Below are 23,830 nucleotides of genomic sequence, written 5' to 3'. Positions count from 1 at the left end.
AACGTCGATGCGTCCACGCCATATCTGAAGAGCAAGTCGCAAGATACCACGCACTCGGCGCGCACGCCGGTTGCTTGAACCGTGCAGTCACATCTGGCTGAAATTCCCCTGAATTCCCCGAGAAATCAGCCTAGGCGTTTGAGAAAGACGGTCATTTCCTTTTCGGCCTGACGATCGCCGTGGGCTTGCGCAGCGGTAATGCCTTGTGTCCATGCGTCGCGCGCGCCATCGATGTCCCCGGCGCCCTGACGCGCTTTACCCAGCAGCTTCCACGCCGCGGTGTACTTGGGGTCGAACGCAACGCAACGGGTCAGGTGATCGGCCGCGACCGCGAAGCTCTGCGCGTCGAGATAGGCCTTGCCAAGGCCAAAGCGCAGCAGGGCATTGTCTTTGCCAGCCGCCAACAGTTTCTCAAGTCCTTCAATCATGATTAGAATATATCGTCGGTATATATAAAAAACGTAATAAGATCGCGCTGACTCCCCCGGTCACCCGCAGCATTTTGCCGCCCTTGCGTGCCTACCCGGTGTTCTTATCGGTATCCCTCGTTTCGATCCGCAAGACGTCGCGAGCGCCGAATGCCGGACGTCAGTCCTTTGATATCGATCAATCCGACGCCGACCGATACCTTGGCGCACGGGCACGTAAACCCGCAGGATGCTCAAGTCTGGCGTGAGGCACGCCGATGTGACAAGTATGACCGGCCCGGAAGAGGCCGGACAGGGGTGAGCTACCCATCACGTAAGACGGAGACGACAGCATGTTTCGGAGCTTTTCGATCAAGGCGCGCCTGGGCATCACCATGGCGCTGTTGGCTGTTTTGTTGATTCTGCTGGGCGCATTGGGCATTGCCGGTATGACACGCACCGGCGATGCGCTTCGCGAGACGTACGCCAATCACCTCGCCGCCACGGTGGCACTCGGTAAAGACAACGCCACGCTTGCGCGCACCCGCGCGATTCTCGATCGCGTGGTTCTGCATCCCGAATCGCCCGACGCCGACAAGGTGGCGGCTCGTGCGCGCAACATGATCAAAGACGCGAATGCTGCATGGGCCGCGTATCAGGTGTTGCCGCACGGCGCCGAGGAGCAGCGTCTCGCGGACGAAGTCGCGACACGCCGCGCGACCTTCTTCGATAAGGGCATGGATCCGATGCTGGCCGCCATCGATGCACGCGACCGCACCGCGATGGACGACATCACGATGAACGTGCTGCCCAAGCAATATGCGGCGCTCACGGCCGCAAGCGATGCGCTGGCGGCGTACAAGCTAAAGCTCGGACACGACACTTACGAAGCCTCGATGGCGGAGCTGATGGCATTCCGTTGGCTGAGCATCGGGGCGACGGTGCTGGGCGTGCTCATGGCCATCGCCTGCTACTTCTCGTTGCGCGGGGCGATCATGCGGCCGCTGGGCGAAGCACTCACGCACTTCGAAAATATCTCGGCGGGGCAACTCGATAACCCGGTGCAGGTGCGCGGCAAGGACGAAATGTCGATGCTCATGCGCGGGCTGGAGACGATGCAGGCGCGTCTGGCCGGCACGATTCGGGGTGTGCGTCACAGTTGCGATGCGATGGCGACGGCCACGGCCGAGATCTCGGCGGGCAACACCGATCTGTCGGCGCGCACCGAGCAGCAGGCGGCCTCGCTGGAGGAGACCGCATCGTCGATGGAGCAACTGACGGCGACCGTCAAACAGAACGCCGACAACGCACGTCAGGCAAGCCAGTTGGCGGTGAACGCTTCGGACATCGCCGCGCGTGGCGGGCAGGTCGTCGCGCGCGTGGTCGATACGATGCAGGGCATCTCGGCGAGTTCGTCGCAGGTCGTGGACATTATCGGGGTGATCGACGGCATTGCCTTCCAGACCAACATCCTGGCGCTCAATGCCGCAGTGGAAGCCGCGCGTGCGGGTGAGCAGGGGCGCGGTTTCGCTGTGGTGGCTGGCGAGGTGCGCACGTTGGCCCAACGAAGTGCTACGGCTGCACGCGAGATCAAGGGGTTGATCGAGGCGTCGGTGCAGAAGGTGTCGGACGGCTCGACGTTAGTGAGCGAAGCCGGTCGAACGATGGATGAGATCTTGCAAGCTGTGCAACGTGTGACCGACATCATGGGCGAGATTTCGGCGGCGTCGGACGAGCAGAGCGGTGGCATCGAGCAGGTGAATCAGGCCGTCACCCAGATGGACACTGTCACGCAGCAGAACGCGGCGTTGGTGGAGCAGGCGGCTGCGGCGGCCGCCTCGCTCGAGGATCAGACGAACGCGCTGCGCGAGGAAATGGCGCGATTCCGTCTGGGCGACGAAGGCGTGGCATCGGCCGGGGCGCGGCGCGTTGCGCTGCATGCTGTGGAGGATGCGAGGCTCTCGCTGGCAGCGTGATCGCGGCCTGACCAACGACAGCCGAGGCGGTGTGCGATGGGCGTGTTCATGGCGGTGATGCGCCGAACCGGGTAACATTGCCCATCTTTTGCTCAGTTGAGGGTGTCGAAGTATGAAGCGAGTGGCGCTGATGGGGACGGTGGCCGTGCTGGCTGGCCTGATGGCAGGCTGTGGCCCGATCAATCAGATGAGCCGGCCCGATCCGGTGACGGGGCGACTGATCGACCAGGGAACCAGTGCCGATCGTTTCATGGTGCTCAACTGCATCTATCACGGCTGGAGCGAGTTGTCGCAGAACGTCGATTCGACGTCGTATGCCCGTCAAGGGGCTGACCGCGTGCGCGTTTATCGCGGCCACGACAAGGACAACAACGCGATCTACAATCCGTACGTCGACATTGAACAAGGTGGCTTTGGCGCACGTGTTCAGTACTTTGAAACGCCGGGCAGCAACCTGTCGCGCGATTTCGAGAACACCGTCAAGCGCTGCATGGTGCCGTACGCAGGCAGCAACGACTGATATCGGTCGCAGCGGTAAGAAGAAAAGCCCTGGCGCGAAAGTGCCGGGGCTTTTTTGTTGGCTTAACGAATGGTTGAAACGACGAATCCTCAATATAGGGACGATCATCCCTAATTTAAGGATTCAAGATTCGCTGCGTCCCTGACCGTGGAAATCTTCCCGGGCCTCCATGACTGCCGGGACGACGCCCTGACGCACAAGGAAATCGCCGAAGGGCTCTCCGGGGGAACGGTCTTGTGCATATCTCTGAAAGAGCGGCGTCAACTCGGCAACGATCTGGTCTTCGCTCAAAGACTCCTTGTGCAACTTGTTTAGGCGCTGACCGTGAAAGCCCGCACCAAGGTACAGGTTGTACTTGCCCGCCGATTTGCCGACCAGACCAATCTCTGCGATGTACGGCCGCGCGCATCCGTTCGGGCAGCCCGTCATGCGAACGGTGATCGGCTCGCCCGCCAGCCCCGCTTCGTCCAGCGCTTTCTCCAGACGCGTCACCAGACCGGGCAGGGCGCGCTCGCTCTCGGCCAGCGCCAGACCGCACGTCGGAAAGCCGACGCATGCCATCGAATTGATCCGCAATGCGCTCTGGTGCTTGCCGTCGAGCAGGCTATACGCGCGTACCAGCGCTTCGATCTGCGGCTTCTTCGCTTCGCTCACGCGTCCCACGATCAGATTCTGATTGCCGGTGATGCGCAGGTCGCCGTCGTGCACTTTCGCGATTTCACGCAATCCCGTCATCAATGGGTAGTCGTCCCAATCCTTCACGCGGCCGTTCTGGATAAACAGCGTGAGGTGCCACAGTTCGTCCGCGCCTTTGCGCCAGCCGTACTGATCGCCGTTGGTCGTGAAGTGAAACGGCCGCGCGCTGTCCAGACGCCAGCCGAGATAACGGTTGAGTTCCTCCTGGAACCACGCCACGCCACGGTCGTCGATGGTGTATTTGAGACGCGCGTGCTTGCGGTTCGTCCGGTCGCCGAAGTCGCGCTGCACAAGCAGCACCTTCTCGGCAACGTCGACAATGCGCTCGGCCGGAATGTAGCCGATCACCGTGCCCGTGCGCGGATAGGTGGCCGCATCGCCATGCGTCATGCCCATGCCGCCGCCGACCGCGACGTTGAAGCCTTCGAGCTTGCCGTCGTTACCCACGATAGCGATGAAGCCGAGATCGTTGGCGTAAAGGTCGACGTCGTTGTTTGGCGGAATCGCAATGGCGATCTTGAACTTGCGCGGCAGATAGTGCTTGCCGTAAATCGGTTCGTGATCCTCTTTGCCTGCCCCAAGACGTTTGTCGCCCAGCCAGATCTCGCGATAGGCGGTCGTTTGCGGCAGCAAATGCCGGTCGATCTTCAGACACCAGTCCAACGCTTCGGCGTGTGCGGGCGAGAGGTGAGGGTTATTCGACACCAGCGTGTTTCGGTTGACGTCGCCGCACGCCGCGATGCTCGTCATCGCCACTTCGTCGATGCCGCGGATGAGCGGGCGCAACTGATGCTTGAGGACGTTGTGATACTGCACCGTCTGACGCGTGGTGAGCCGGATCGTGTTGCCGCCATATTTTTGTGCGAGCTCGTCGAGCCTGAGCCACTGCGCGGGCGTGCACACGCCGCCCGGCATGCGCAGACGGATCATGAACTGATACGCAGGCTCCAGTTTCTGCTTCTGCCGCTCCGTGCGCAGATCGCGGTCGTCCTGCATGTATGAGCCATGGAATTTCAGCAACTGGGCGTCCTTCTCGAAGATCGCGCCCGTAAGCGGATCCGCCAGCCCCTCGGCAATCGTGCCGCGCAGATACTGGCTGACGTCCTTGATCTTCTCGACTTCCGAGCGGGTTGCCGATGACCCGGCCCCGGTTGGGTTGGTTTGTGTCATGTGGTGTGCCTGTCCTGCGTCAATAGACGTCGCGCTGATAGCGCTTCTCGCGTTGCAGCGTCTTCATGTATTCGGCGGCGGCTTCGTGCGACAGGCCGCCATGTTCTGCGATGACGTCGACGAGCGCCGTGTGGACGTCGCGCGCCATATGCTCCGCGTCGCCGCAGACGTAGAGATACGCGCCTTCCTGGAGCCATTCGTACACCGCTTTGCCTTGCGCGCGAAGGCGGTGCTGTACGTACACCTTCTCTTCGGTGTCGCGCGAGAAGGCGAGATCGATTTTCGTCAGCACCCCATCCTTCACATAGCGCTGCCACTCGCGCTGATAGAGGAAATCCGTGCGGAAATTACGGTCGCCGAAGAAGAGCCAGTTTTTGCCCGGCGCATCGAGCGCCTGACGCTCCTCCACAAACGCCCGGAACGGCGCAATGCCGGTGCCCGGTCCGATCATGATGACCGGCGCATGCGGATCCTGCGGCAGCTTGAAGTTGCGATTTGCTTCGATGTAGACGGGCACCGACGCACCCGTGCGGGCGAAATCGGCGATATCAGCGAGATAAGTCGATGCCACCCCGCGACGCGCACGTCCGTGGCTGTCGTAGCGCACCGCGCCGACCGTGATGTGGACCGCCTCCGGGTTGGCCGCCATACTCGACGCTATCGAGTACAAACGCGGCTGAAGCGTGCGCAGCGTGCCGACGAATTCGGCGGCCTTGAGCTTGCGCGCAGGGAACTGCCGCACGACGTCGAGCACGTCGCGTCCATAGAGATAGTCGCGCAACTCAGCTTCGTTGCCTGCCGAGAGTAGCGTCCTGAGTTCGGTCGACTCTGCGAGGACGGCGTACTTTTCGAGGAACGCGCGCGATAGCGTGGTGATGTCGTAGGCGCCCAGGAACGCGTCGCGCAGGCTGAGGGTGCTGTCGTGCGTGGTAGTTGTGGCCTGCGGGTCGAGCGCGAGGGTGTCGATCAGTTCGTCGACGAGAAGCGCATCGTTTTTCACGATGACCCCCAGCGCGTCGCCGGGTGCGTACGTCAGCCCCGAGCCTTCGAGCGAGAGTTCGAGGTGATGGACTTCCTTGGACGAACCGCGCCCTGACAGGGTGATGTTCTCCAGGACGGGCGCGTCGAACGGGGTCTTTCGGCTGTAGCGGGACTCGGCCGTTGCCGTCGTCCCCCTGCCGCCCACGCCGCCCGCCAGCGCCGCAAGCGTGAAGCTGTCCATCAGGTTGGCGGCCGTGCCCGTGGTCGATGCCTGTGACGTTGCCGATTGCTTGAGCGGTTTGAGCGCCTCGATGGCGTCATCGATCCAGCGCTCGGCCGGTGTGTCGTAGTCGACGTCGCTGTCCACCCGCGAGACCAGACGCTCGGCACCGAGTGCAGCCAACCGGGTATCGAAGTCCTTGCCCGCCTGGCAGAACTTCTCGTAACTGGAGTCACCCAGCCCCAGCACGGCAAAGCGCGTGCCGTCGAGCCGCGGGGCTTTGTCGCTGTGGAGGAAATCGTAGAAGTCGCGGGCGTCGTCGGGTGGTTCGCCTTCGCCTTGCGTCGACACCGCGACGAGCAGCAGCTTGTCGTGTTTCACGCGCGACGCCTTGTAATCCCCCATCGCAAACAGATCGACCTTGAACCCGGCGGCCATCGCACGTGCCTTCGCCTGTTCGGCCACTTCCTGCGCGTGGCCTGTCTGGGAGCCATAGAGAATAGTGAGCTGCGGTGCGCTGGCGTTCCCCGTTGCGGCGATCGCCACCGGATGGCCGACCTGACGGACGGAATGATTGATTCCGGCGAGAAATCCCCGCACCCAGGCCATCTGCTCGGCGGAAAGGCCATCGACCAGTTGGCTGAGCAACTGGACTTGCTGAACGTTAAGCGGCGAAGTCTCTTGCATGTCGGTCCTGGCTCCAGAGGCCGGACCGGCGGGGCGCTACGGCGGGGCAGTCCCGTCTAGCCGCCCCCGCAATGGACCGGCAAGGGATACCCATCACCCTATCCCTTGGGCTTTAGAAATTAAAATAATAAAAATTAATTTTGATATATCCAATTTCCATATCGTCATATGGGGACGGGTGAATAAGCGGTGTCGGATGCGTAATTGAAATACGCGCGATGACGGCATGTTCGCGGTCAAATCGGGGGGAGGTGTCGCAAAATCGGGGTCGGATGTGCGCAGGATCACGGCAATGCGAACGCGCGTTCGACAGGGCGGAGGACGGGACCAGGGACCCATGCGACGGGCACGCCGCAAGTCCCCGTGCGACGGCTTTCCGGGGCGGTGAGCGCTGGGAAAACGTGCTATGCTCCTCGCCGTGATTGATCAGGTCCTTCCAAGCACCACTTGATTCTCGCAATCCGCTAATCGGTCAGGCCGTGTCGCGGAAGGTTTCGTAACCCGCTATTTCTCGAGACACTCGTAGAAAAGGTGAGCGCAAAATGAGTTTGATGGAACAATTCCAAGCGAACTCGTACCTCTTCGGCGGCAATGCCCCCTACGTCGAAGAACTGTACGAATCGTATCTTGATAATCCGGCTTCCGTGCCGGACAACTGGCGCCAGTATTTCGACGCGCTGCAAAACGTTCCCGCTGTTGATGGTTCCAACGCCAACGACGTGGCTCACGCCCCGATCGTGGAGTCGTTCGCCCAGCGCGCCAAGGCCAATGCCTTCGTGTCGCATGCCGGTGCCTCCGACCTGGCCGTTGCCCGCAAGCAGGTGCACGTGCAGTCGCTCGTCGCGGCCTACCGCTTCCTCGGCGCACGCTGGGCCAATCTGGACCCGCTCAAGCGTCAGGAACGTCCGGCCATTCCGGAACTGGAACCCGCGTTCTACGACCTGACCGAAGCCGACATGGACAGCGTGTACTCGGCTGAGAACACGTACTTCGGTTTCGAACAAGCCAGCCTGCGCGATCTGCTCAAGGCGCTGCGCGACACGTACTGCGGCTCGATCGCCGCCGAGTACATGTACATCAGCGATCCGGTGCAAAAGCGCTGGTGGCAAGAGCGTCTGGAGAAGGTGCGTGCCACGCCCAACTTCACCGCTGAAAAGAAGAAGCACATCCTCGAACGCCTGACGGCCGCTGAAGGCCTCGAGCGTTATCTGCATACCAAGTTCGTCGGCCAGAAGCGCTTCTCGCTCGAAGGCGGCGAATCGTTCATCGTGGCGATGGACGAGCTGGTGCATCACGCCGGCGCCAAGGGCGTGCAGGAAATCGTGATCGGCATGGCCCACCGCGGCCGTTTGAACGTGCTGGTCAACACCCTCGGCAAGATGCCGTCGGATCTGTTTGCCGAATTCGAAGGCAAGCACGTCGACGACCTGCCGGCAGGCGACGTGAAGTACCACAAGGGCTTCTCGAGCGACGTTTCGACGACGGGCGGCCCGGTCCACCTGTCGCTGGCGTTCAACCCGTCGCACCTTGAAATCGTGAACCCGGTGGTCGAAGGCTCGGCCAAGGCCCGTATGGACCGTCGCGGCGAAGCCGATGCGGCCAGCGTGCTGCCGGTGCAAGTTCACGGCGACGCCGCCTTCGCAGGTCAGGGCGTTGTCATGGAAACGCTGAACCTCGCGCAAACGCGTGGTTACGGCACGCACGGCACGGTGCACATCGTCATCAACAACCAGATCGGCTTCACGACGTCGGACCCGCGCGATGCGCGCTCGACGACGTACTGCTCGGACGTGGTCAAGATGATCGAAGCGCCGGTGCTGCACGTGAATGGCGACGATCCTGAAGCGGTCGTGCTGGCCATGCAACTGGCCCTCGAATTCCGTCAGGAATTCGCGAAGGATGCCGTCGTGGACATCGTTTGCTTCCGCAAACTGGGTCACAACGAGCAGGACACCCCGGCAGTGACGCAGCCGCTGATGTACAAGAAGATTGCCCAACACCCGGGCACGCGCGCTCTGTACGTCGAAAAGCTGGTCACGCAAGGCGTGATCACGGCCGAGGAAGGCGATGGTTTCGTCAAGGCCTACCGTTCGGCCATGGATGACGGCCACCACACCATCGACCCGGTGCTCTCGAACTACAAGAGCAAGTACGCAGTCGACTGGGTGCCGTTCCTGAACAAGAAGTACATCGACAAGGCCGATACGGCCGTGCCGCTCGCCGAGATCAAGCGTCTGGCCGAGCGCATCACGACCATTCCGGCGAACTTCAAGGTTCACCCGCTCGTCGAGAAGGTCATCAACGACCGTCGCAAGATGGGTCTGGGCGAGCAGCCGCTCGACTGGGGCATGGGCGAACACCTGGCCTACGCTTCGCTGGTCGCATCGGGCTTCGCCGTTCGTCTGACGGGTCAGGACGCTGGCCGTGGCACGTTCACGCACCGCCACGCCGTGCTGCACGATCAGAACCGCGAGCGCTGGAACGACGGTACGTACGTCCCGCTGCAACACGTGGCAGACGGTCAGGCCACCTTCACGGTGATCGACTCGGTGCTGTCCGAAGAAGCCGTGCTGGGCTTCGAATACGGTTACTCGACCGCTGAGCCGAACACGATGGTGCTGTGGGAAGGCCAGTTCGGCGACTTCGCCAACGGTGCACAGGTCGTGATCGACCAGTTCATCTCGAGCGGTGAAGTGAAGTGGGGCCGCGTCTCGGGCCTGACGATGCTGCTGCCGCACGGCTACGAAGGCCAGGGTCCGGAGCACTCGTCGGCACGTATGGAGCGCTACCTGCAACTGTGCGCCGATACGAACATGGAAGTGGTCCAGCCGACCACGCCGGCACAGATCTTCCACGTGCTGCGTCGTCAGATGATCCGTCAGCAGCGCAAGCCGCTGATCGTGTTCACGCCGAAGTCGCTGCTGCGTCACAAGGAAGCTGTGAGCGACCTGTCGGAACTCGTCAAGGGCGGTTTCCAGACCGTCATCGGCGAAACCGATGCCACAATCGACCCGAACAAGGTCAAGCGCGTTGTGGCCTGCTCGGGCCGCCTGTACTACGACCTGATTGCTCGCCGTCGCGAAGAGAAGTCGAACGACGTCGCGATCGTCCGTGTGGAACAGCTCTACCCGTTCCCGCACAAGGCGTTCGAGAACGAGCTGAAGAAGTACGAAAACCTCGCCGAAGTGGTGTGGGCCCAGGACGAGCCGCAAAACCAGGGTCCGTGGTTCTACATCGAACACCACCTGCTCGAAGCCATGAGCGCCGGTCAGAAGCTGGCGTATGCCGGTCGTCCGGCTTCGGCCTCGCCTGCTGTGGGCTACTACGCCAAGCACTACGAACAGCTCAAGACGCTGCTCGATACGGCTTTCGGTCGCAGCCTCAAGGGCGCGACGGTGGTGCAGTAACCGGTTAGGTCTTACAGCGGTCGTCCTCCCCCAGGGACGGCCGCTGCCGTATTTCCGAATTGAACGTTTATCGAATCCAGGATCCAGAAATGGCCATTGTTGAAGTTAAAGTCCCCCAGTTTTCCGAGTCGGTTTCCGAAGGCACGCTGCTCGACTGGAAGAAGAAAGTCGGCGAAGCATTCGCTCAGGACGAAACCATCATTGAAGTCGAGACCGATAAGGTCGTGCTCGAAGTGCCGGCACCCGCTGCTGGCGTGCTCGTCGAAGTGACCGCCAACGCTGGCGACACCGTGACGTCCGAGCAGATCATCGCGAAGATCGACACCGAAGCCAAGGCCGGCGCTGCCGCCCCGGTCGCTGCCAAGCCGGCAGAAGCCGCCGCGCCTGCTGCCGCTGCTGCCCCGGCCGCTGCCCCCGCAGCCGGTGGTGCTTCGGGCAACATCGCCAGCCCGGCTGCTGCCAAGGTGCTGGCCGAGAAGAATCTGTCGGCCGGTGACGTGGCCGGTTCGGGCCGCGATGGCCGCGTGACCAAGGGCGACGCCCTGGCTGCTGGCGCCAAGCCGGCCGCTGCTGCCGCTTCGTCGATCCCGGCACCGGCACAACGTGCCGCACTGCCGTCGGTGTCCGCACCGGCTGGCCGCGACACGTCGCTGGAAGGCCGTCCGGAACAACGCGTGCCGATGTCGCGTCTGCGCGCCCGTATCGCCGAGCGCCTGCTGCAATCGCAACAGACCAACGCCATTCTGACCACGTTCAACGAAGTGGACATGAAGCCGGTGATGGACCTGCGCAACAAGTACAAGGACAAGTTCGAGAAGGAACACGGCGTGAAGCTGGGTTTCATGTCGTTCTTCGTCAAGGCCGCTGTCCACGCGCTCAAGAAGTACCCGGCCGTGAACGCCTCGATCGACGGTAACGACATCGTCTACCACGGGTACTTCGACATCGGTATCGCTGTCGGCTCGCCGCGTGGTCTGGTGGTGCCGATTCTGCGCAATGCCGACCAGATGAGCCTGGCCGACATCGAGAAGAAGATCGCCGAGTACGGCAAGAAGGCTGCCGACGGCAAGCTGTCGATCGAAGAAATGACCGGCGGTACGTTCTCGATCTCGAACGGCGGTGTGTTCGGCTCGATGCTGTCGACCCCGATCATCAACCCGCCGCAGTCGGCCATTCTGGGCGTTCACGCCACGAAGGAGCGCGCTGTGGTGGTGAACGGCGAGATCGTCATCCGCCCGATGAACTACCTGGCCATGAGCTACGACCACCGTATCATTGACGGTCGCGAAGCCGTGCTGAGCCTCGTCGCCATGAAGGAAGCGCTGGAAGATCCGGCTCGCCTGCTGCTCGACCTGTAAGCGTTAGCGCGCACTGCGCGGTGTCGCCCGGCCATGCCTCTCATGGTCGGCGCGCCGCGCCTCCCCCTGCCGTCAACCTTCACTGAGTCTCAAAATGGCAAACAAAGAATTTGATGTAGTCGTTATCGGCGCCGGCCCCGGCGGTTATATCGCCGCGATCCGCGCTGCACAACTCGGCTTCTCCGTCGCTTGCGTCGAGAAGTGGATCAACCCGGCCAAGAAGATGGTGCTGGGCGGCACGTGCCTGAACGTCGGTTGCATTCCGTCGAAGGCACTGCTTGCGTCGTCGGAAGAATTCGAAAAGGTCGGTCATCACCTGGCCGATCACGGTATCACCACGTCGGATGTCAAGATCGACATCGCCAAGATGCTCACGCGCAAGCAAGGCATCGTCGACAAGATGACCGGTGGTATCGAGTACCTGTTCAAGAAGAACAAGATCACGTGGCTCAAGGGTGAAGGCTCGTTCGTTGCGAAGAACGACGGCGGCTACCAGATCGACGTGAAGCCGGTCCAGGAAGCCGACAAGCCGGAAACGGTCACGGCCAAGAACGTGATCATCGCCACGGGCTCGAAGGCCCGTCACCTGCCGGGCATGCCGGTCGACAACAAGCTCATCTCGGATAACGAAGGTGCGCTCTCGTTCGACACCGTGCCGAAGAAGCTGGGCGTGATCGGCGCTGGCGTGATCGGTCTGGAACTGGGTTCGGTGTGGCGTCGTCTGGGCTCGGAAGTGACCGTGCTCGAAGCCATGCCGGAATTCCTGGCTGCCGCCGATGCGGGCGTGGCCAAGGAAGCTGCCAAGCAGTTCAAGAAGCAAGGTCTGGACATCACTGTCGGCGTGAAGGTCGGCGAAGTGAAGACCGGCAAGAACAACGTCACGGTCAACTACGCGGACAAGGACGGCAAGGAGCACACGCTCGAAGTCGATCGCCTGATCGTGTCGGTCGGCCGTGTGCCGAACACCGACAATCTGGGTCTGGGCAACATCGGTCTGGCGACCGACGAGCGCGGCTTCATTCCGGTGGACGACCACTGCCGTACCAAGCTGCCGAACGTGTACGCGATCGGTGACGTGGTGCGTGGCCCGATGCTCGCGCACAAGGCCGAAGACGAAGGCGTGCTGGTGGCCGAAGTCATCGCAGGCCAGAAGCCGCACATCGACTACAACTGCATTCCGTGGGTGATCTACACCTCGCCGGAAATCGCATGGGTCGGCAAGACCGAGCAGCAACTCAAGGCCGAAGGCCGCGAGTTCAAGCCGGGTCAGTTCCCGTTCGCTGCCAACGGCCGCGCACTGGGCATGGGCTCGTCGGACGGTTTCGTGAAGGTGCTGGCCGATGCCAAGACCGACGAAATCCTCGGCGTGCACGTGATCGGCCTGAACGCTTCGGACCTGATCGCCGAAGCCGTGGTCGCGATGGAGTTCAAGGCGGCGTCGGAAGACATCGGCCGTATCTGCCATCCGCACCCGTCGCTGTCGGAAGTGATGCGTGAAGCCGCCCTCGATGTCGAGAAGCGTGCACTGAACAAGTAAGCCGGTTTACGCTTACCTGTACGAACAAAGGCGAGGCGACTCGCCTTTGTTTTTTCCCGATTTCATTGGTTACTTTTGCCCCCCGGCGCCGGCTCGTCGCCGCACTGCATGAACGTTCGCGAATACTACCAACAAGAATTGGCCGAGCGCGGCTACAAGCCCGACGAAGCGCAAGAGCGCGCCGTCGAGCGTCTGCAGCAATGCTACGACGAATGGGCGGCGTATAAGTCCAAGCGTTCGAACACGCTCAAGAAGTGGCTCGTGCATCCGGATCTGCCCAAGGGTGTCTATCTCTGGGGCGGCGTGGGCCGCGGCAAGAGCTTCCTGATGGACAGCTTTTACTCGGTGGTGCCGTTGCAGCGCAAGACGCGTCTGCACTTCCACGAGTTCATGCGCGAAGTCCATCACCAGTTGCAGGCGCTCAAAGGGCTGCCCGATCCGCTGGACGAACTCGCCAAGCGCATCGCCAAGCGCTACCGCTTGATCTGCTTCGATGAGTTTCACGTCTCCGACGTGGCCGATGCCATGATCCTGCACCGCTTGCTGGCCGAACTCTTCAAGAACGGCGTGCAGTTCGTGATGACGTCGAACTATCGTCCCGACACGTTGTACCCGGACGGCCTGCACCGCGATCGCGTGTTGCCTGCGATCCGTTTGCTCGAAGATAAGCTCGACGTGCTAAACGTCGACGCCGGTATCGACTATCGTCGCCGTACGCTGGCGCAGGTGCAGGTGTATCACTACCCCCTGGGCAACGAAGCCAACCGTGCGCTGCGTGCGGCGTTCAGCGAGATCGCGGGTGTGCCGGACGAGAGTCCGCTGCTGCACATCGAACAGCGCGAACTCAAGGCGCTGCGTCGCGCGGGCGGCGTTGTCTGGTTCGACTTCCATACGTTGTGCGGCGGTCCGCGCTCGCAAAACGACTATCTGGAACTGGCCAATCGTTTTCACACCGTGGTGCTCTCGGACGTGCCGAAGATGACGCCGCGTATGGCCTCGGAAGCGCGTCGCTTCACCTGGCTCGTCGACGTCTTCTACGACCACAAGGTCAAGCTGCTGATGTCGGCGGAAGTGCCCGCAGAAGAGCTGTACACGGAAGGGACGCTTTCCAACGAGTTCACGCGCACCGTGTCGCGACTCGTGGAAATGCAGTCGCTTGAGTATCTGGAAGCACCGCGTCGCGTGGTGGATACCTCGCTGACCTGACGTCGTTCACCTCGCCGCAAGCAGAGGGCAGGGCGCTTAGCGCCCCCGGTCCCCGCGACCGCGCTGGCGCGAGTCCGGCGATGGAGGCGGGGGAGGCGGCGGCTGCCGTTGCTCGCGGATGTGGTTATAGATGTCGCCCCGCAGGTCGCCTTGCGGCCGAACTTCCTGCTGCTGTGGACGGGACGGTCCAGGCCGTGCCCCACCATGATTATCGCCGCGTCCGTTCGGACGATCGGCAGCCTGTGCGAACCAGCCTTGGAAGAATCGGCCGTCCGACGACGATTGAGCCGCAGCGCCCCACGACGCACCGGCCAGCATGACGAAACACAGTATCCGGACAAGTCGGTTGTGACGCATGGTGCCACCTCCTTGTCGGTTGAGCTGCCTTGATTGGCCGAAATCCCCGTTTGTCGTACCGATGCCATGCCAGCCGGGTAGGCTGGTCGGCACGCCTCGGCAAATGCGGCTACGCTTCGAGAGTAAAAGCGTAACGGCCGACGTGCTGTAAAGATTTGTAAAGCAATGTAAGCCGATGGGGCTGCGCGTAATCCGTCGCCTACCATGCGCTGTTTTGAATGTCGGAGTTTTGCAATGCGTAAGCTTTCTCTGGTTGTAGTGGCCCTGCTCGTCGTACTGGGGCTGCTGTTCGGTACGCCGTATTACACCTTGTGGCGCGCGCGTGATGCCGCCAATGCCCGTGACGCGACCACGCTGTCGTCGTACGTCGACTATCCGGCGGTGCGTGAGAGTCTGAAGATGAGCCTTCACGACGAGCTTTCCCGTCAGATGGACAAACAGCGCAGTAACGCCTTTGGCGCGCTAGCGCTGGCTTTGGGCGGCTGGGTGTCCGACCGCGTGGTGGAGGCGTTGCTGACGCCGGAGGCCGTGGCTGCCATGTTGCGCGGCGACAGTACGGGGCTGCCGCCTGCGCCGGGCGCACCCGCACCACGTGATGTGGTGCCGCCGCAAGCCGAATCGAGCGCGCCGCAAGCTGCACCTGCTGCACCTGTTGCACCGTCGGCGAATGGTGGATCCAATGCGTCGGAAGCGGCGGCCACCGCTGAAAACCAACCGCCGCGTACGACAACGCGTACCGAGTTTCAGGACTTCAACCACTTCCTCGTACACGTTTCGCGCAGCGACCGCCCGGAACGTGTCGTGACGTTCACGCTCACGCGTCGCAACGTCGTGCAGTGGCGATTGACGGCCATTGCGTTGCCGCCGCTCTGATCCCGCCAACCCCTTTCATCGACCTGCGCTGTCCGGTCAGTTGCGAACACCATCTTGAACTCGATTTTGAATGTGATGTCCTGGCGGCGACTGTGCGTCGCCGCCATGCTGACCGGCAACGCGCTCGTGGCCGCAGCGTCTGCCGATCCGTCGACGCCGGTCGGCGTGTGGCGCATTGTCGACGAGACGGGCGACCCGAAAGCCCTCATCACCATTACCGAAAAAGACGGAGAGGTCGTTGGCGCGCTGACCAAGAGCCTCGGTCGGCCGGACGCGCTGGAGCGTCGCTGTAACGAATGCACCGACGCGCGTCGCGGCAAGAAGCTTCAGGGCATGCAGATCATCCGTGGTCTGCGCAAGGATCCCGATGGCGACGAGTACGTCGGTGGGAAAATTCTTGATCCTGACAGCGGCAGCGAATACGGCTGCAAACTGCGGGTCGTCGAAGGTGGTAAGAAACTCGAAGTTCGAGGCTATTTCGGCATCTCTTTGCTGGGTCGCACGCAGACGTGGATCCGCGAGCAGTAGCGCCACATCCCCTCACACCTCCTCACATCCCTTTCATCTCCCGGTAGATTGAGCGACGAAGATTCAGGTCGGGCCACGCGCGATGGCACGACGCAGACGATGCGTCGGCTAGAGGACTTCCTCAGCACGAGGCCACGCCTTTGGCGTAATCTTCAAAGCGACTCACGCGTGATATGCCGCATTCCCGGCGACGACGTCGAGTCCTACGACAATCAATTCCGTATCTGGGAGGATGACAATCATGAAGCAGATTTCGAACGCGACGTCGTGGCGACGTCTGGGTGCGCATGCGCTCGTCGCAGTAGCGTTGCTGGGCGGTGTCGCGAAGGCGGCGCTGGCTGCCGACGACACGTCGCCGGTCGGTGTGTGGAAGACGATCGACGACAACACGGGCAAGCCGAAAGCGCTCGTCACGATCTCGGAGAAGGACGGCGAGTATGTCGGTGTGATCACGAAGGGTCTTGGCGAGAACGACGATCCTGCGCGCGTGTGCGACAAGTGTACCGACGAGCGCAAGGGCCAGAAGATGCTCGGCATGCAGATCATCCGCGGCATCAAGAAGGACGGTGACTCTTACGGTGGCGGTTACATCCTCGATCCGGAGAACGGCAAGGACTACAAGTGCAAGATGACCTTGACGGACGGCGGCAAGAAGCTCGACGTTCGTGGCTTCATCGGGATTTCGCTGATCGGCCGTACACAGACGTGGATTCGCGAGCAAACGCAATAAGTACCACGGGCGTCACAAGCGCCATCGAGAGACGACAAGACCCGGACGACATTTCGCCGGGTCTTTTTCGTTGGTGGGGCAGACGTTACGGCGTCGGCGTGGCGGTGCGAATGGACCGCGTCATATCGGGCAGGCCGTCGAACAACGAGTAGACCATCTGCAAGGTCGAATGCCGGGCGATGGCGCCCCGGATACCCGAGGTGCTGGGGGCTGCGGGCGTGTCATGCGACGCATGGCGCCCGCGATGTCGCGTGGTGGTGGGCTGTGGCGGCAAGGCGACCGGCAAGGCGATGCGCTCGCCGATGGGGCGCGGGACCGTGATCCGCGCGATCCACGACACCGCATTGCCGATAAGCGGTATGCGTGTCGCAAAATTGATGCCGTTTCTTAACATCTCCTGAATCACCGAAAGCATTTCTCCTTCGACGTAATACGACTTCACACGCGACCAGGCGGGGACGGCGTCATGCCGTGCAACCGTCTTGTTGTGAAGCCCTGCTGGGTCGAAAGTCACGGCAGTCGAATCTTGCACCACGGATGTTTGTGCCGATGCGAGTCCGCCGCCCAGCGAGTGCCCCGTGAACACGAGTTGCCGCGGCGGATAGTGGCAGGCCAGCGATTTACCCCAACTGATGGCCTCTTCGTACTGCTTGGAGCGCAATCCAAACGCTTGTCGGACATTGTGCGTCCAGTCGACCAAGGCGCGTCCGGTAATGCCCATCTCCGTGCCGCGATCCGCCGCGAGATAGCGGTCGCAGAGCTTGTCCTGATACAGCGCACCGAAGAAGCCCGATTGCGTTGGCCCGTTGTCGTCATGGATGCTGATTCGTCGCACGCGTGTTGGCAAAATTTGCGGGACCGAGCGATCGAAATAGACGTCGTGGTTCACGAGTGCGGCCGTAATGTCGTTGCGTTGTTCGATCATCGACTGCGGGAGGCTCGCTTTGCCTTTTGCCTGGATCACCGTGTCGAGTTCGTCGATGCGTTGTGCGACGGTGACGAGCTTCGCCGTCTGACAAGCGGATCGGTGAGCGGCGCTGTCGCCGACGAGCGGTTGCATTTGCGCGAACACGTTGTCGTAGGCCACCGATTCCAGACAGCCGCAAGGACGCGACGCCGAGTCGATGTCGTCAACTCCATTGCAAGCGCGCAATTGCGCGCCAGATGCCCGTGCCTCCCGAGTCACCTCCCGCCAGGCTTGCAACAGCGCCCGCATACGCTCGGCAAGCAGATCACAGGTCGCTTCGCCCGGCTGTGGAGGACGACCGATTTGCGCGCGATTTAGCGTATTGACGAATTGCAGCGAGCGTCGCCGCTGGGCATCGAACATGCGACGTTCTCTCGCGATGTCTGCCCATTGTGTCGGCGTGTCGTGAGTCACTTCGTTGTCAAACGCCGGTAGCGACGACGTATTGTCGTCGGACGTGTTGGGCGGTTCGCTGCTGGCGCGGGTGTTGCGAGGGGTGGGGGTGAACACCGAAGGGGAACACGTGGGGCTGAATGTGCCGGTCGGGATATGCATGGGGGTTGGGAAAAGGCGTGAAAAGCGAGCGATTCTGCGCGACGCCTTTGCCCCCGGAAATCAAGAATGGCTCATTTGAAAGTCGCGGCTGCAAGTTTCATGAACATGCGAAGGATCGGTTGCCGACGACAACGCGTTCGACGCCAGATACGACAACGCCCGGGCAGTGTCGCTTCACTGTCCGGGCGTTGCCGTCCTGCACCGTCGTCAGGGCCTGCACCCTGCGAACGGCTCCCCCTCGCGATCTTCCAACGGGATCGATGCCCCGCCGATTTACTTGCCGCCCAGTCCCCCGAGCAAACCGGTTACCGGGGCCAGCAGCCCGCCTGCGCCGCCGGTACTCCCCGATGCGCCACCGGCTATTGACGTCAGCGGTGCGGTCACCGAACTGAGCAACGTCGTGACGGGGGCGAGAGGATTGCTTGCACCGCTGCCGCCCGTCCCCGTCGCACTTGTCACGCTGCCGAGCAGACCCGTGACCGGACTCAGCGGATTGCTGCTGGATGTGCCGCCGCCGGCCACGCCGCCAAGCAGTCCTGTGAGTGATCCGAGCGGGTTACCTGATGAACCCGACGCGCCACCCAGCCCGCCCAACAATCCGGTGAGTGCGCCGAGCGGATTGCCGCCACCTGCCGTCGTCGGCGTCACTGTCGTATTACCGACGTTCGCCAGCACGTTACCCAGCGCATTCGCGCTGCTACCGTTCGTACTGCCGGAGAGCAGACCACCTGCGCTCGTGACCGTATTGCCCAATGCCATGAGCGGATTGCCGAGACTTGCGACGACAGCGTTGGGCGCGGCCGCCTTGACCTGTGCGCCCGTCGAATTCAACGCGCCGCCGAGCGTGCCGAGCAAACCTGCAACAGGTGCGCCGAGGCCGCTGGCTCCGCCGACGGTTTGCGTCGTCGTGACGAGCGTGTTCGTAATCGGTGTGATGGCAGACGAAAGCATTGAGGTCGCCTGAACGACTTGTGGGCTCGTGAGCGTCTGCGAGAGGGCCTGGCCGCCGGTGACGACGCCCTGACCGACGGTGGTGACCGCCTGCCCCAGCACGCCCGTCAGCGAGCTGACAGGGGTATTGGCGAGCGGTCCGCTGTTGCCGATGCCAGCTACGCCGCTGCCAAGCGACTTGGTGGCGTTGCCGAGATCGGACACGACGCCTCCCGTACTCGCGAGTGTGGTGCCGACCGGATTCGCGCCGGACTTGCCGAGTTGACCGAGACCGTCGCCGACGCCTTTGCCGAGATCGGAGACAGCGGTGCCCGTCTGCGAGATCGCGCCGCCGACACCTTGTGTGACCTGCGGCGATACACCAGGAATCGTGGTGCCCGACACCTGATCGCCGACTGCACTCACCACCGAGCCGACAGAACTCACGACGCCGTTGCTGCTCGTGGTGGGGTTCGTCGGATTGACGGGGTTGGTCGGATTCGTCGGGTTATTGGGGTTCGTGGGATTGGTCGGCGTGTTGGCCGTCGCGCCGCTGCCACCGCCCGAGCTGGAGCATCCAGTGATACTGACTACACCCGCCACAAGTGCCGCGAACAACGTGGGACGCAGAATCTTCGACATGACGTATCTCCTTTCGGTACGGCGCAGTCCGCTTCGATCTGCCTGACCTGCTTGACCTGCTTGAACTGAGCCGACGGAGGCGGTCGTAGCGTTCGTGCGAACGCCATCCGCCCGTCCGCTATTGGGCTTACGACTTCGATGCGTTACCGCGTCCGTTCGATACCAGACCGGCGATGTCCTGATCGGCCTCGAAGCGCAGACGGAAGGTCTCGCTCTTGAGGGTGCGAATGCTCTGCACCAGGAAGTCGTGGATCGCAGCGAGTTCGCTGTGGTCGTACGCCGCGCTCACTGCGGTGAGTTCACGCGAGACGGACGACAGGAATTGTTCGATCTGCGCGCACTTTTCTTCGATGGGGTGAATCATCACCATGCGCCGGTCGTGCGGGTTCTTCTCGCGCTCGACGAAGCCTGCGCGCTCCAGCCGGTCGATGACGGTGGTGATGCCGCCGGAGCTCACACCCATGAGCTCGGCGAGCTGTCCTGCGGTGATCGATTCGAGTTCGAGAATCAGATCGAGCGCGTTCAGATCGGTGACGTTCAGGCCGAGTTGTTCGGCAAGGGCTGCGTGGTAGAGCGCCGTGTACACGGCCAGCCGGCGTCCGAGTGAGCGGACGATACCGGCGACGAGATCGTTTCGGTTCGTGTGTCGATCGCTCATGGTGCCGTTCGCTCCGTTCGTTGCATTCGTTCCATTGGAGCCGTTAGGCGAAGCGGTGCCGGACTCGGTACCGTATGTGTTATGACTTTGCGGGCCAGCATAGTGACTGCCGGAGCTTGCGGTGTCGCGCATCGCCAGGGGTTCTGCGCCTTGCGGGGCGGATTCGCCATGACCGCGCATCAGAACGCCGGTATCGGAGAGAAAGCGGGCCATGGCATTTCCTTATCGTTTGTTGTTAGTTGTGACGTGGCCGACGCTTCGACGGCTGAACGACTGTGTGCGTCGCGCCACGTCCTGAACCGATTGCTGTGATTACTTGCCGACGCTGGCGACGCTGCCCAGGAGGCTCGTCACCGGCTGGATCAGCACCAGCAAACCACCCGTGCCACCTGTGCTGCCGCCGGCGCTGCTCGTCACACCCGAGAGCAGGCTCGTGACGGGGGCGAGCGGGTTGCTGCTGCCGCTGCTGCCACCGGACGCTGCGCCGCTCAGGCCACCGAGCAGGCTCGTGACAGGCGCCAGCGGGCTGCTACTGCCACTGGTGCCACCGAGACCACCCAGACCGCCCAGCAGGCCGGTAACGGAGCCGAGCGGGTTGCCCGTGCTGCCACCGCCGCCAGCGGCCGTATTGCCGAGACCGCCGAGCAGCGAGCCGAACGGGTTCGTCGAGCCATTCGACGTCGGCCCGTTGACCACACCGCCGAGCGTCGAGACGGTTTTCCCGGTGGCGTCCACCGTGTTGCCGAGTGCGACCACCACACCGTTGTTCGACGTGCCGCCGATCGTTGTGCCGACCTTGCTGACGGCACCGCCGACAGTGGTGAGCAGGTTGGACACCGGCCCGCCGAGGCCCGTCGTAGTGCCAACGGTGCGCGTGGTGTCTGAGACCATGTTGGTGATCTGGTTGATCGGCGCCGAAACCGTTGTGGTCACTTGCCCGACCGGTCCGGTCGGCGCGAGTGCCTGACCGAGGATCGCGCCACCGGCGATGCCGCCATAGCCTACCGACTGGACGACGCCGCCAAGACCGCCAACCAGCGTGTCGACCGGGGTGCCTTGCAGCGGATTGCCCTTGGTAATGCCCTGGATGCCGCTGCCGAGCGATACGCCTGCGTGGCCGAGATCCGTCACGGCCGGGGCGACGCCAGCGAGCGTCACGCCCACGGTGTTCGCATTCGTGCCGGTCTGGCCGAGGCCGTTGCTGACGGCATTGCCGAGATCGGTGACGGCGTTACCCGTGCTCTTGAGTGCACCGCCCATGCCTTGCGACGTTTGTGCCGACACCAGCGGCAGTTGCGTGCTGGCGACCTGATCGCCGAGGGCGCTGACCACGTTGCCTGCCGAGCTGACCACGCCGCCTGCACCGGCGGCCGTCGTGCCGACCGCGTTCGGCGTGCCGGTCGTACCGGTCGAGGTGGCGCCGCTGCCGCCGCCGCCGCTGGAGCAACCCGTGAGGGCGATGGCTGCGATAGCGGCCGAAGCCAGCAGAGTGCGTTGAAGTGCGTTGCTCATGATGTCTATCTCCCTTGATCGTTCTGAATATCGGCTGGCGGGGGACCGCTCAATGACGCCGTGTGATGTCGCGAATTGCCTCAGGTACTGCTATTTCCATTTGAGAAACCGTGGCCGCTCGCTGTGATGCCGTTGTGCGCGTGCGGCGTGTTGGGTGAGCCGGATCCGGCCCGGCCCGGTCCGATGCGTGAGCATCGGTGCGAGGGCCGGATCGCGGCGGTCACAAACTGGCGGTGGAATCGCGCGGGTCATGATCGGTTTGCCTGTCGTTGAGGTCTGTACGCTGAGCGTTGTGTCGACGTTGCCGATTCAGCTGCCCGATTACTTCTTGCCGCCGAGCAGACCGCCGAGCAGGCCGGTCACCGGAGCGAGCGGGCCGCCGCTGTTGCTGCCGCCCGACGTCGCACCACCGACCGCACCCGTCACCGAGCCGAGCAGCGCCGTCACCGGGGCGAGCACACCGCCCGAAGCCGAGCCGCCAGCACCGGCCGAAGCACCGCCGGTTCCGGCCGAGCCGCCTGCGCCAGCCGTGAGCGTGCCGCCGAGGCCGCCCGTCAGACCGGAGACGAGGTTGGTGACCGGGGCGAGCGGGTTGCCGCCCGAGGCACCGCCTGTTGCGCCGCCGAGTGCACCCGTCAGACCGGAGACGAGGTTAGTGACCGGGGCGAGCGGGTTGCTGCCCGAGGCACCGCCCGTTGCGCCGCCGAGTGCGCCCGTCAGGCCGGAGACGAGGTTGGTGACCGGGGCGAGCGGGTTGTTACCCGAAGCACCGCCCGTCGCACCGCCGAGCGTGCCCGTGAGACCCGAGAGCAAGCCCGTGACCGGCGCCAGCGGGCCGGAGCCCGTGCCCGAGCCGACACCGACCACACCCGACAGGCCGCCGAGCGCAGCGGAGAGCGGAGCGAGCGGGTTGGTGCTCGTCGGCGTGCCGTGGACGAGGCCGCCAAGGCTGGCCACCGTGGTGCCCACACCGGCGACCACGCCGCCGAGGTCCTTCGCGACCGGGTTGTTGATCTGTCCGCCGAGCTTGGTGCCCACACCGGCCAGACCGCCGCCGACCGTGGCGAGCAGACCGGCGACCGGCGTACCGAGACCCGTGGCGTTACCGACCGTTTGCGTCGTGTTGGTCACCACCGTCGTGATCGGGGTGATGGTCTTCGACAGGCCCGACGTCAGTTGTTGCACCGGTGCGCTGTTGACCGTGGTCGTCAGCCCGTTGCCGAGTGCGACACCGGCGTCGCCGACCGAGGTCACCACGCCGCCGAGCAGCCCGGTGACACCGTTCACCAGCGCCACGTTCTTGAGCGGGCCGGTTTGACCCAGGCCTGCCACAGCGCTACCCACTTGCTGACCGGCCTGACCGAGGTTGGTCACGGCGCCCGTCACGCCGGTGAGCGTCGGGTTCAGTGCGTCGTTGCTCGAACCGAGCTTGCCGAGGCCGTTCGTGAGGCCGTTGCCGATCGACTGCACGGCGTCGCCCGTCTTCACGACAGCGCCAGACAGTCCGCCTTGCGTTTGCGAGCTGACGATCGGCAGGTTCGTGCTGCCAAGGGTCGTGCCCAGATCGCTGACCGTCTTGCCGACTTGCGTGACGACACCCGTGCTGGCGGTGGCAGCTACGACGCCGATCGGGTTGGTGGAGGCTCCCGTGCCGCCATTCCCGTTACCGTTGCCGTTACCGTTGCCGCTGCCATTCCCGTTGCCCGAACCGTCCGGCACGGTGCCTGCGCCCGAGCCGCCACCGCTGCCGGTGCCTGCCGAGGTGCCGCTGCCGCCACCGTCGCCGAGCGAGCCACTGGTGCCGCCCGAACCGGAGCTGGCGCAGCCGGTCATCGTGACGACGGCGAGAAGAACGGCGGAAGCGAGAAGGTTGCGTTGGATGTTTTTCATGATGGTGTCCTCTGGTCTTTGTC

Annotated in this window: 17 protein-coding genes; 9 read left to right on the top strand and 8 right to left on the bottom strand. The window is 63.2% G+C overall.

The features are described 5' to 3' along the window. Window positions 1–125: 125 nt before the first annotated feature. Complete coding sequence (locus PCO31010_RS03775) at window positions 126–428, bottom strand: hypothetical protein (RefSeq protein WP_150663032.1); 303 nt, start codon at window positions 426–428, stop codon at window positions 126–128. Window positions 429–760: 332 nt separating this feature from the next. Here PCO31010_RS03775 and PCO31010_RS03770 point away from each other — a divergent pair, with 332 nt between their 5' ends. After that, the gene (locus PCO31010_RS03770; RefSeq protein ID WP_150663031.1) at window positions 761–2,383 is read left to right on the top strand and encodes a methyl-accepting chemotaxis protein; all 1,623 of its coding nucleotides are present in this window, start codon (window positions 761–763) and stop codon (window positions 2,381–2,383) included. A 112-nt stretch (window positions 2,384–2,495) separates the two neighbouring features. After that, window positions 2,496–2,903, top strand: coding sequence for a hypothetical protein (locus PCO31010_RS03765; protein WP_150663030.1), 408 nt, complete (start codon window positions 2,496–2,498; stop codon window positions 2,901–2,903). A 123-nt stretch (window positions 2,904–3,026) separates the two neighbouring features. On the opposite strand, the gene PCO31010_RS03760 is transcribed toward PCO31010_RS03765, so the two are convergent. Together PCO31010_RS03760 and PCO31010_RS03755 are read right to left on the bottom strand one after the other, a co-directional pair. Next, a complete protein-coding gene (locus tag PCO31010_RS03760; RefSeq protein ID WP_150663029.1) occupies window positions 3,027–4,769 on the bottom strand; it encodes an NADPH-dependent assimilatory sulfite reductase hemoprotein subunit in 1,743 nt (580 codons plus the stop codon). Between the two features lie 19 nt (window positions 4,770–4,788). Further along, complete coding sequence (locus tag PCO31010_RS03755) at window positions 4,789–6,657, bottom strand: assimilatory sulfite reductase (NADPH) flavoprotein subunit (RefSeq protein ID WP_150663028.1); 1,869 nt, start codon at window positions 6,655–6,657, stop codon at window positions 4,789–4,791. A 551-nt stretch (window positions 6,658–7,208) separates the two neighbouring features. Here PCO31010_RS03755 and PCO31010_RS03750 point away from each other — a divergent pair. The 7 genes from PCO31010_RS03750 to PCO31010_RS03720 all read left to right on the top strand — a co-directional run bounded on the left by PCO31010_RS03750 (window position 7,209) and on the right by PCO31010_RS03720 (window position 16,653). Then, window positions 7,209–10,064: a 2-oxoglutarate dehydrogenase E1 component gene (locus tag PCO31010_RS03750; protein WP_373275315.1), complete on the top strand. Its 2,856-nt coding sequence runs from the start codon at window positions 7,209–7,211 to the stop codon at window positions 10,062–10,064. A gap of 89 nt (window positions 10,065–10,153) precedes the next feature. Then, a complete protein-coding gene (gene odhB / locus PCO31010_RS03745; protein WP_039397811.1) occupies window positions 10,154–11,422 on the top strand; it encodes a 2-oxoglutarate dehydrogenase complex dihydrolipoyllysine-residue succinyltransferase in 1,269 nt (422 codons plus the stop codon). Between the two features lie 94 nt (window positions 11,423–11,516). Beyond that, a complete protein-coding gene (lpdA, locus tag PCO31010_RS03740; RefSeq protein ID WP_150663027.1) occupies window positions 11,517–12,959 on the top strand; it encodes a dihydrolipoyl dehydrogenase in 1,443 nt (480 codons plus the stop codon). Window positions 12,960–13,067: 108 nt separating this feature from the next. Next, window positions 13,068–14,165: a cell division protein ZapE gene (gene zapE, locus PCO31010_RS03735; protein ID WP_150663026.1), complete on the top strand. Its 1,098-nt coding sequence runs from the start codon at window positions 13,068–13,070 to the stop codon at window positions 14,163–14,165. A 591-nt stretch (window positions 14,166–14,756) separates the two neighbouring features. Next, complete coding sequence (locus tag PCO31010_RS03730; RefSeq protein ID WP_174984285.1) at window positions 14,757–15,395, top strand: DUF2939 domain-containing protein; 639 nt, start codon at window positions 14,757–14,759, stop codon at window positions 15,393–15,395. A 54-nt stretch (window positions 15,396–15,449) separates the two neighbouring features. Next, the gene (locus PCO31010_RS03725; protein ID WP_246184428.1) at window positions 15,450–15,923 is read left to right on the top strand and encodes a DUF2147 domain-containing protein; all 474 of its coding nucleotides are present in this window, start codon (window positions 15,450–15,452) and stop codon (window positions 15,921–15,923) included. Window positions 15,924–16,164: 241 nt separating this feature from the next. After that, window positions 16,165–16,653, top strand: coding sequence for a DUF2147 domain-containing protein (locus PCO31010_RS03720; RefSeq protein ID WP_150663024.1), 489 nt, complete (start codon window positions 16,165–16,167; stop codon window positions 16,651–16,653). Between the two features lie 85 nt (window positions 16,654–16,738). On the opposite strand, the gene PCO31010_RS03715 is transcribed toward PCO31010_RS03720, so the two are convergent. The 5 genes from PCO31010_RS03715 to PCO31010_RS03695 form a co-directional block, all read right to left on the bottom strand. After that, window positions 16,739–18,130: a Tle-like phospholipase domain-containing protein gene (locus PCO31010_RS03715; protein WP_174984281.1), complete on the bottom strand. Its 1,392-nt coding sequence runs from the start codon at window positions 18,128–18,130 to the stop codon at window positions 16,739–16,741. 318 nt (window positions 18,131–18,448) lie between these two features. Beyond that, window positions 18,449–19,747, bottom strand: a complete 1,299-nt coding sequence (locus tag PCO31010_RS03710) for a collagen-like triple helix repeat-containing protein (RefSeq protein ID WP_150663022.1) — start codon at window positions 19,745–19,747, stop codon at window positions 18,449–18,451. Window positions 19,748–19,874: 127 nt separating this feature from the next. After that, on the bottom strand, window positions 19,875–20,618 hold the full coding sequence (locus PCO31010_RS03705; protein WP_150663021.1) for a MarR family winged helix-turn-helix transcriptional regulator: 744 nt from the start codon (window positions 20,616–20,618) through the stop codon (window positions 19,875–19,877). Between the two features lie 99 nt (window positions 20,619–20,717). Next, on the bottom strand, window positions 20,718–21,917 hold the full coding sequence (locus tag PCO31010_RS03700; RefSeq protein WP_150663020.1) for a collagen-like triple helix repeat-containing protein: 1,200 nt from the start codon (window positions 21,915–21,917) through the stop codon (window positions 20,718–20,720). 321 nt (window positions 21,918–22,238) lie between these two features. Beyond that, complete coding sequence (locus PCO31010_RS03695; RefSeq protein ID WP_217426127.1) at window positions 22,239–23,807, bottom strand: collagen-like triple helix repeat-containing protein; 1,569 nt, start codon at window positions 23,805–23,807, stop codon at window positions 22,239–22,241. Window positions 23,808–23,830 lie beyond the last annotated feature (23 nt).

Origin of the sequence: Pandoraea commovens (assembly GCF_902459615.1) — a bacterium.
Classification (GTDB): Bacteria; Pseudomonadota; Gammaproteobacteria; order Burkholderiales; family Burkholderiaceae; genus Pandoraea; species Pandoraea commovens.
Note: the sequence above shows the minus strand (reverse complement) of the source record. Positions and strands in the feature narration are given on the sequence as shown.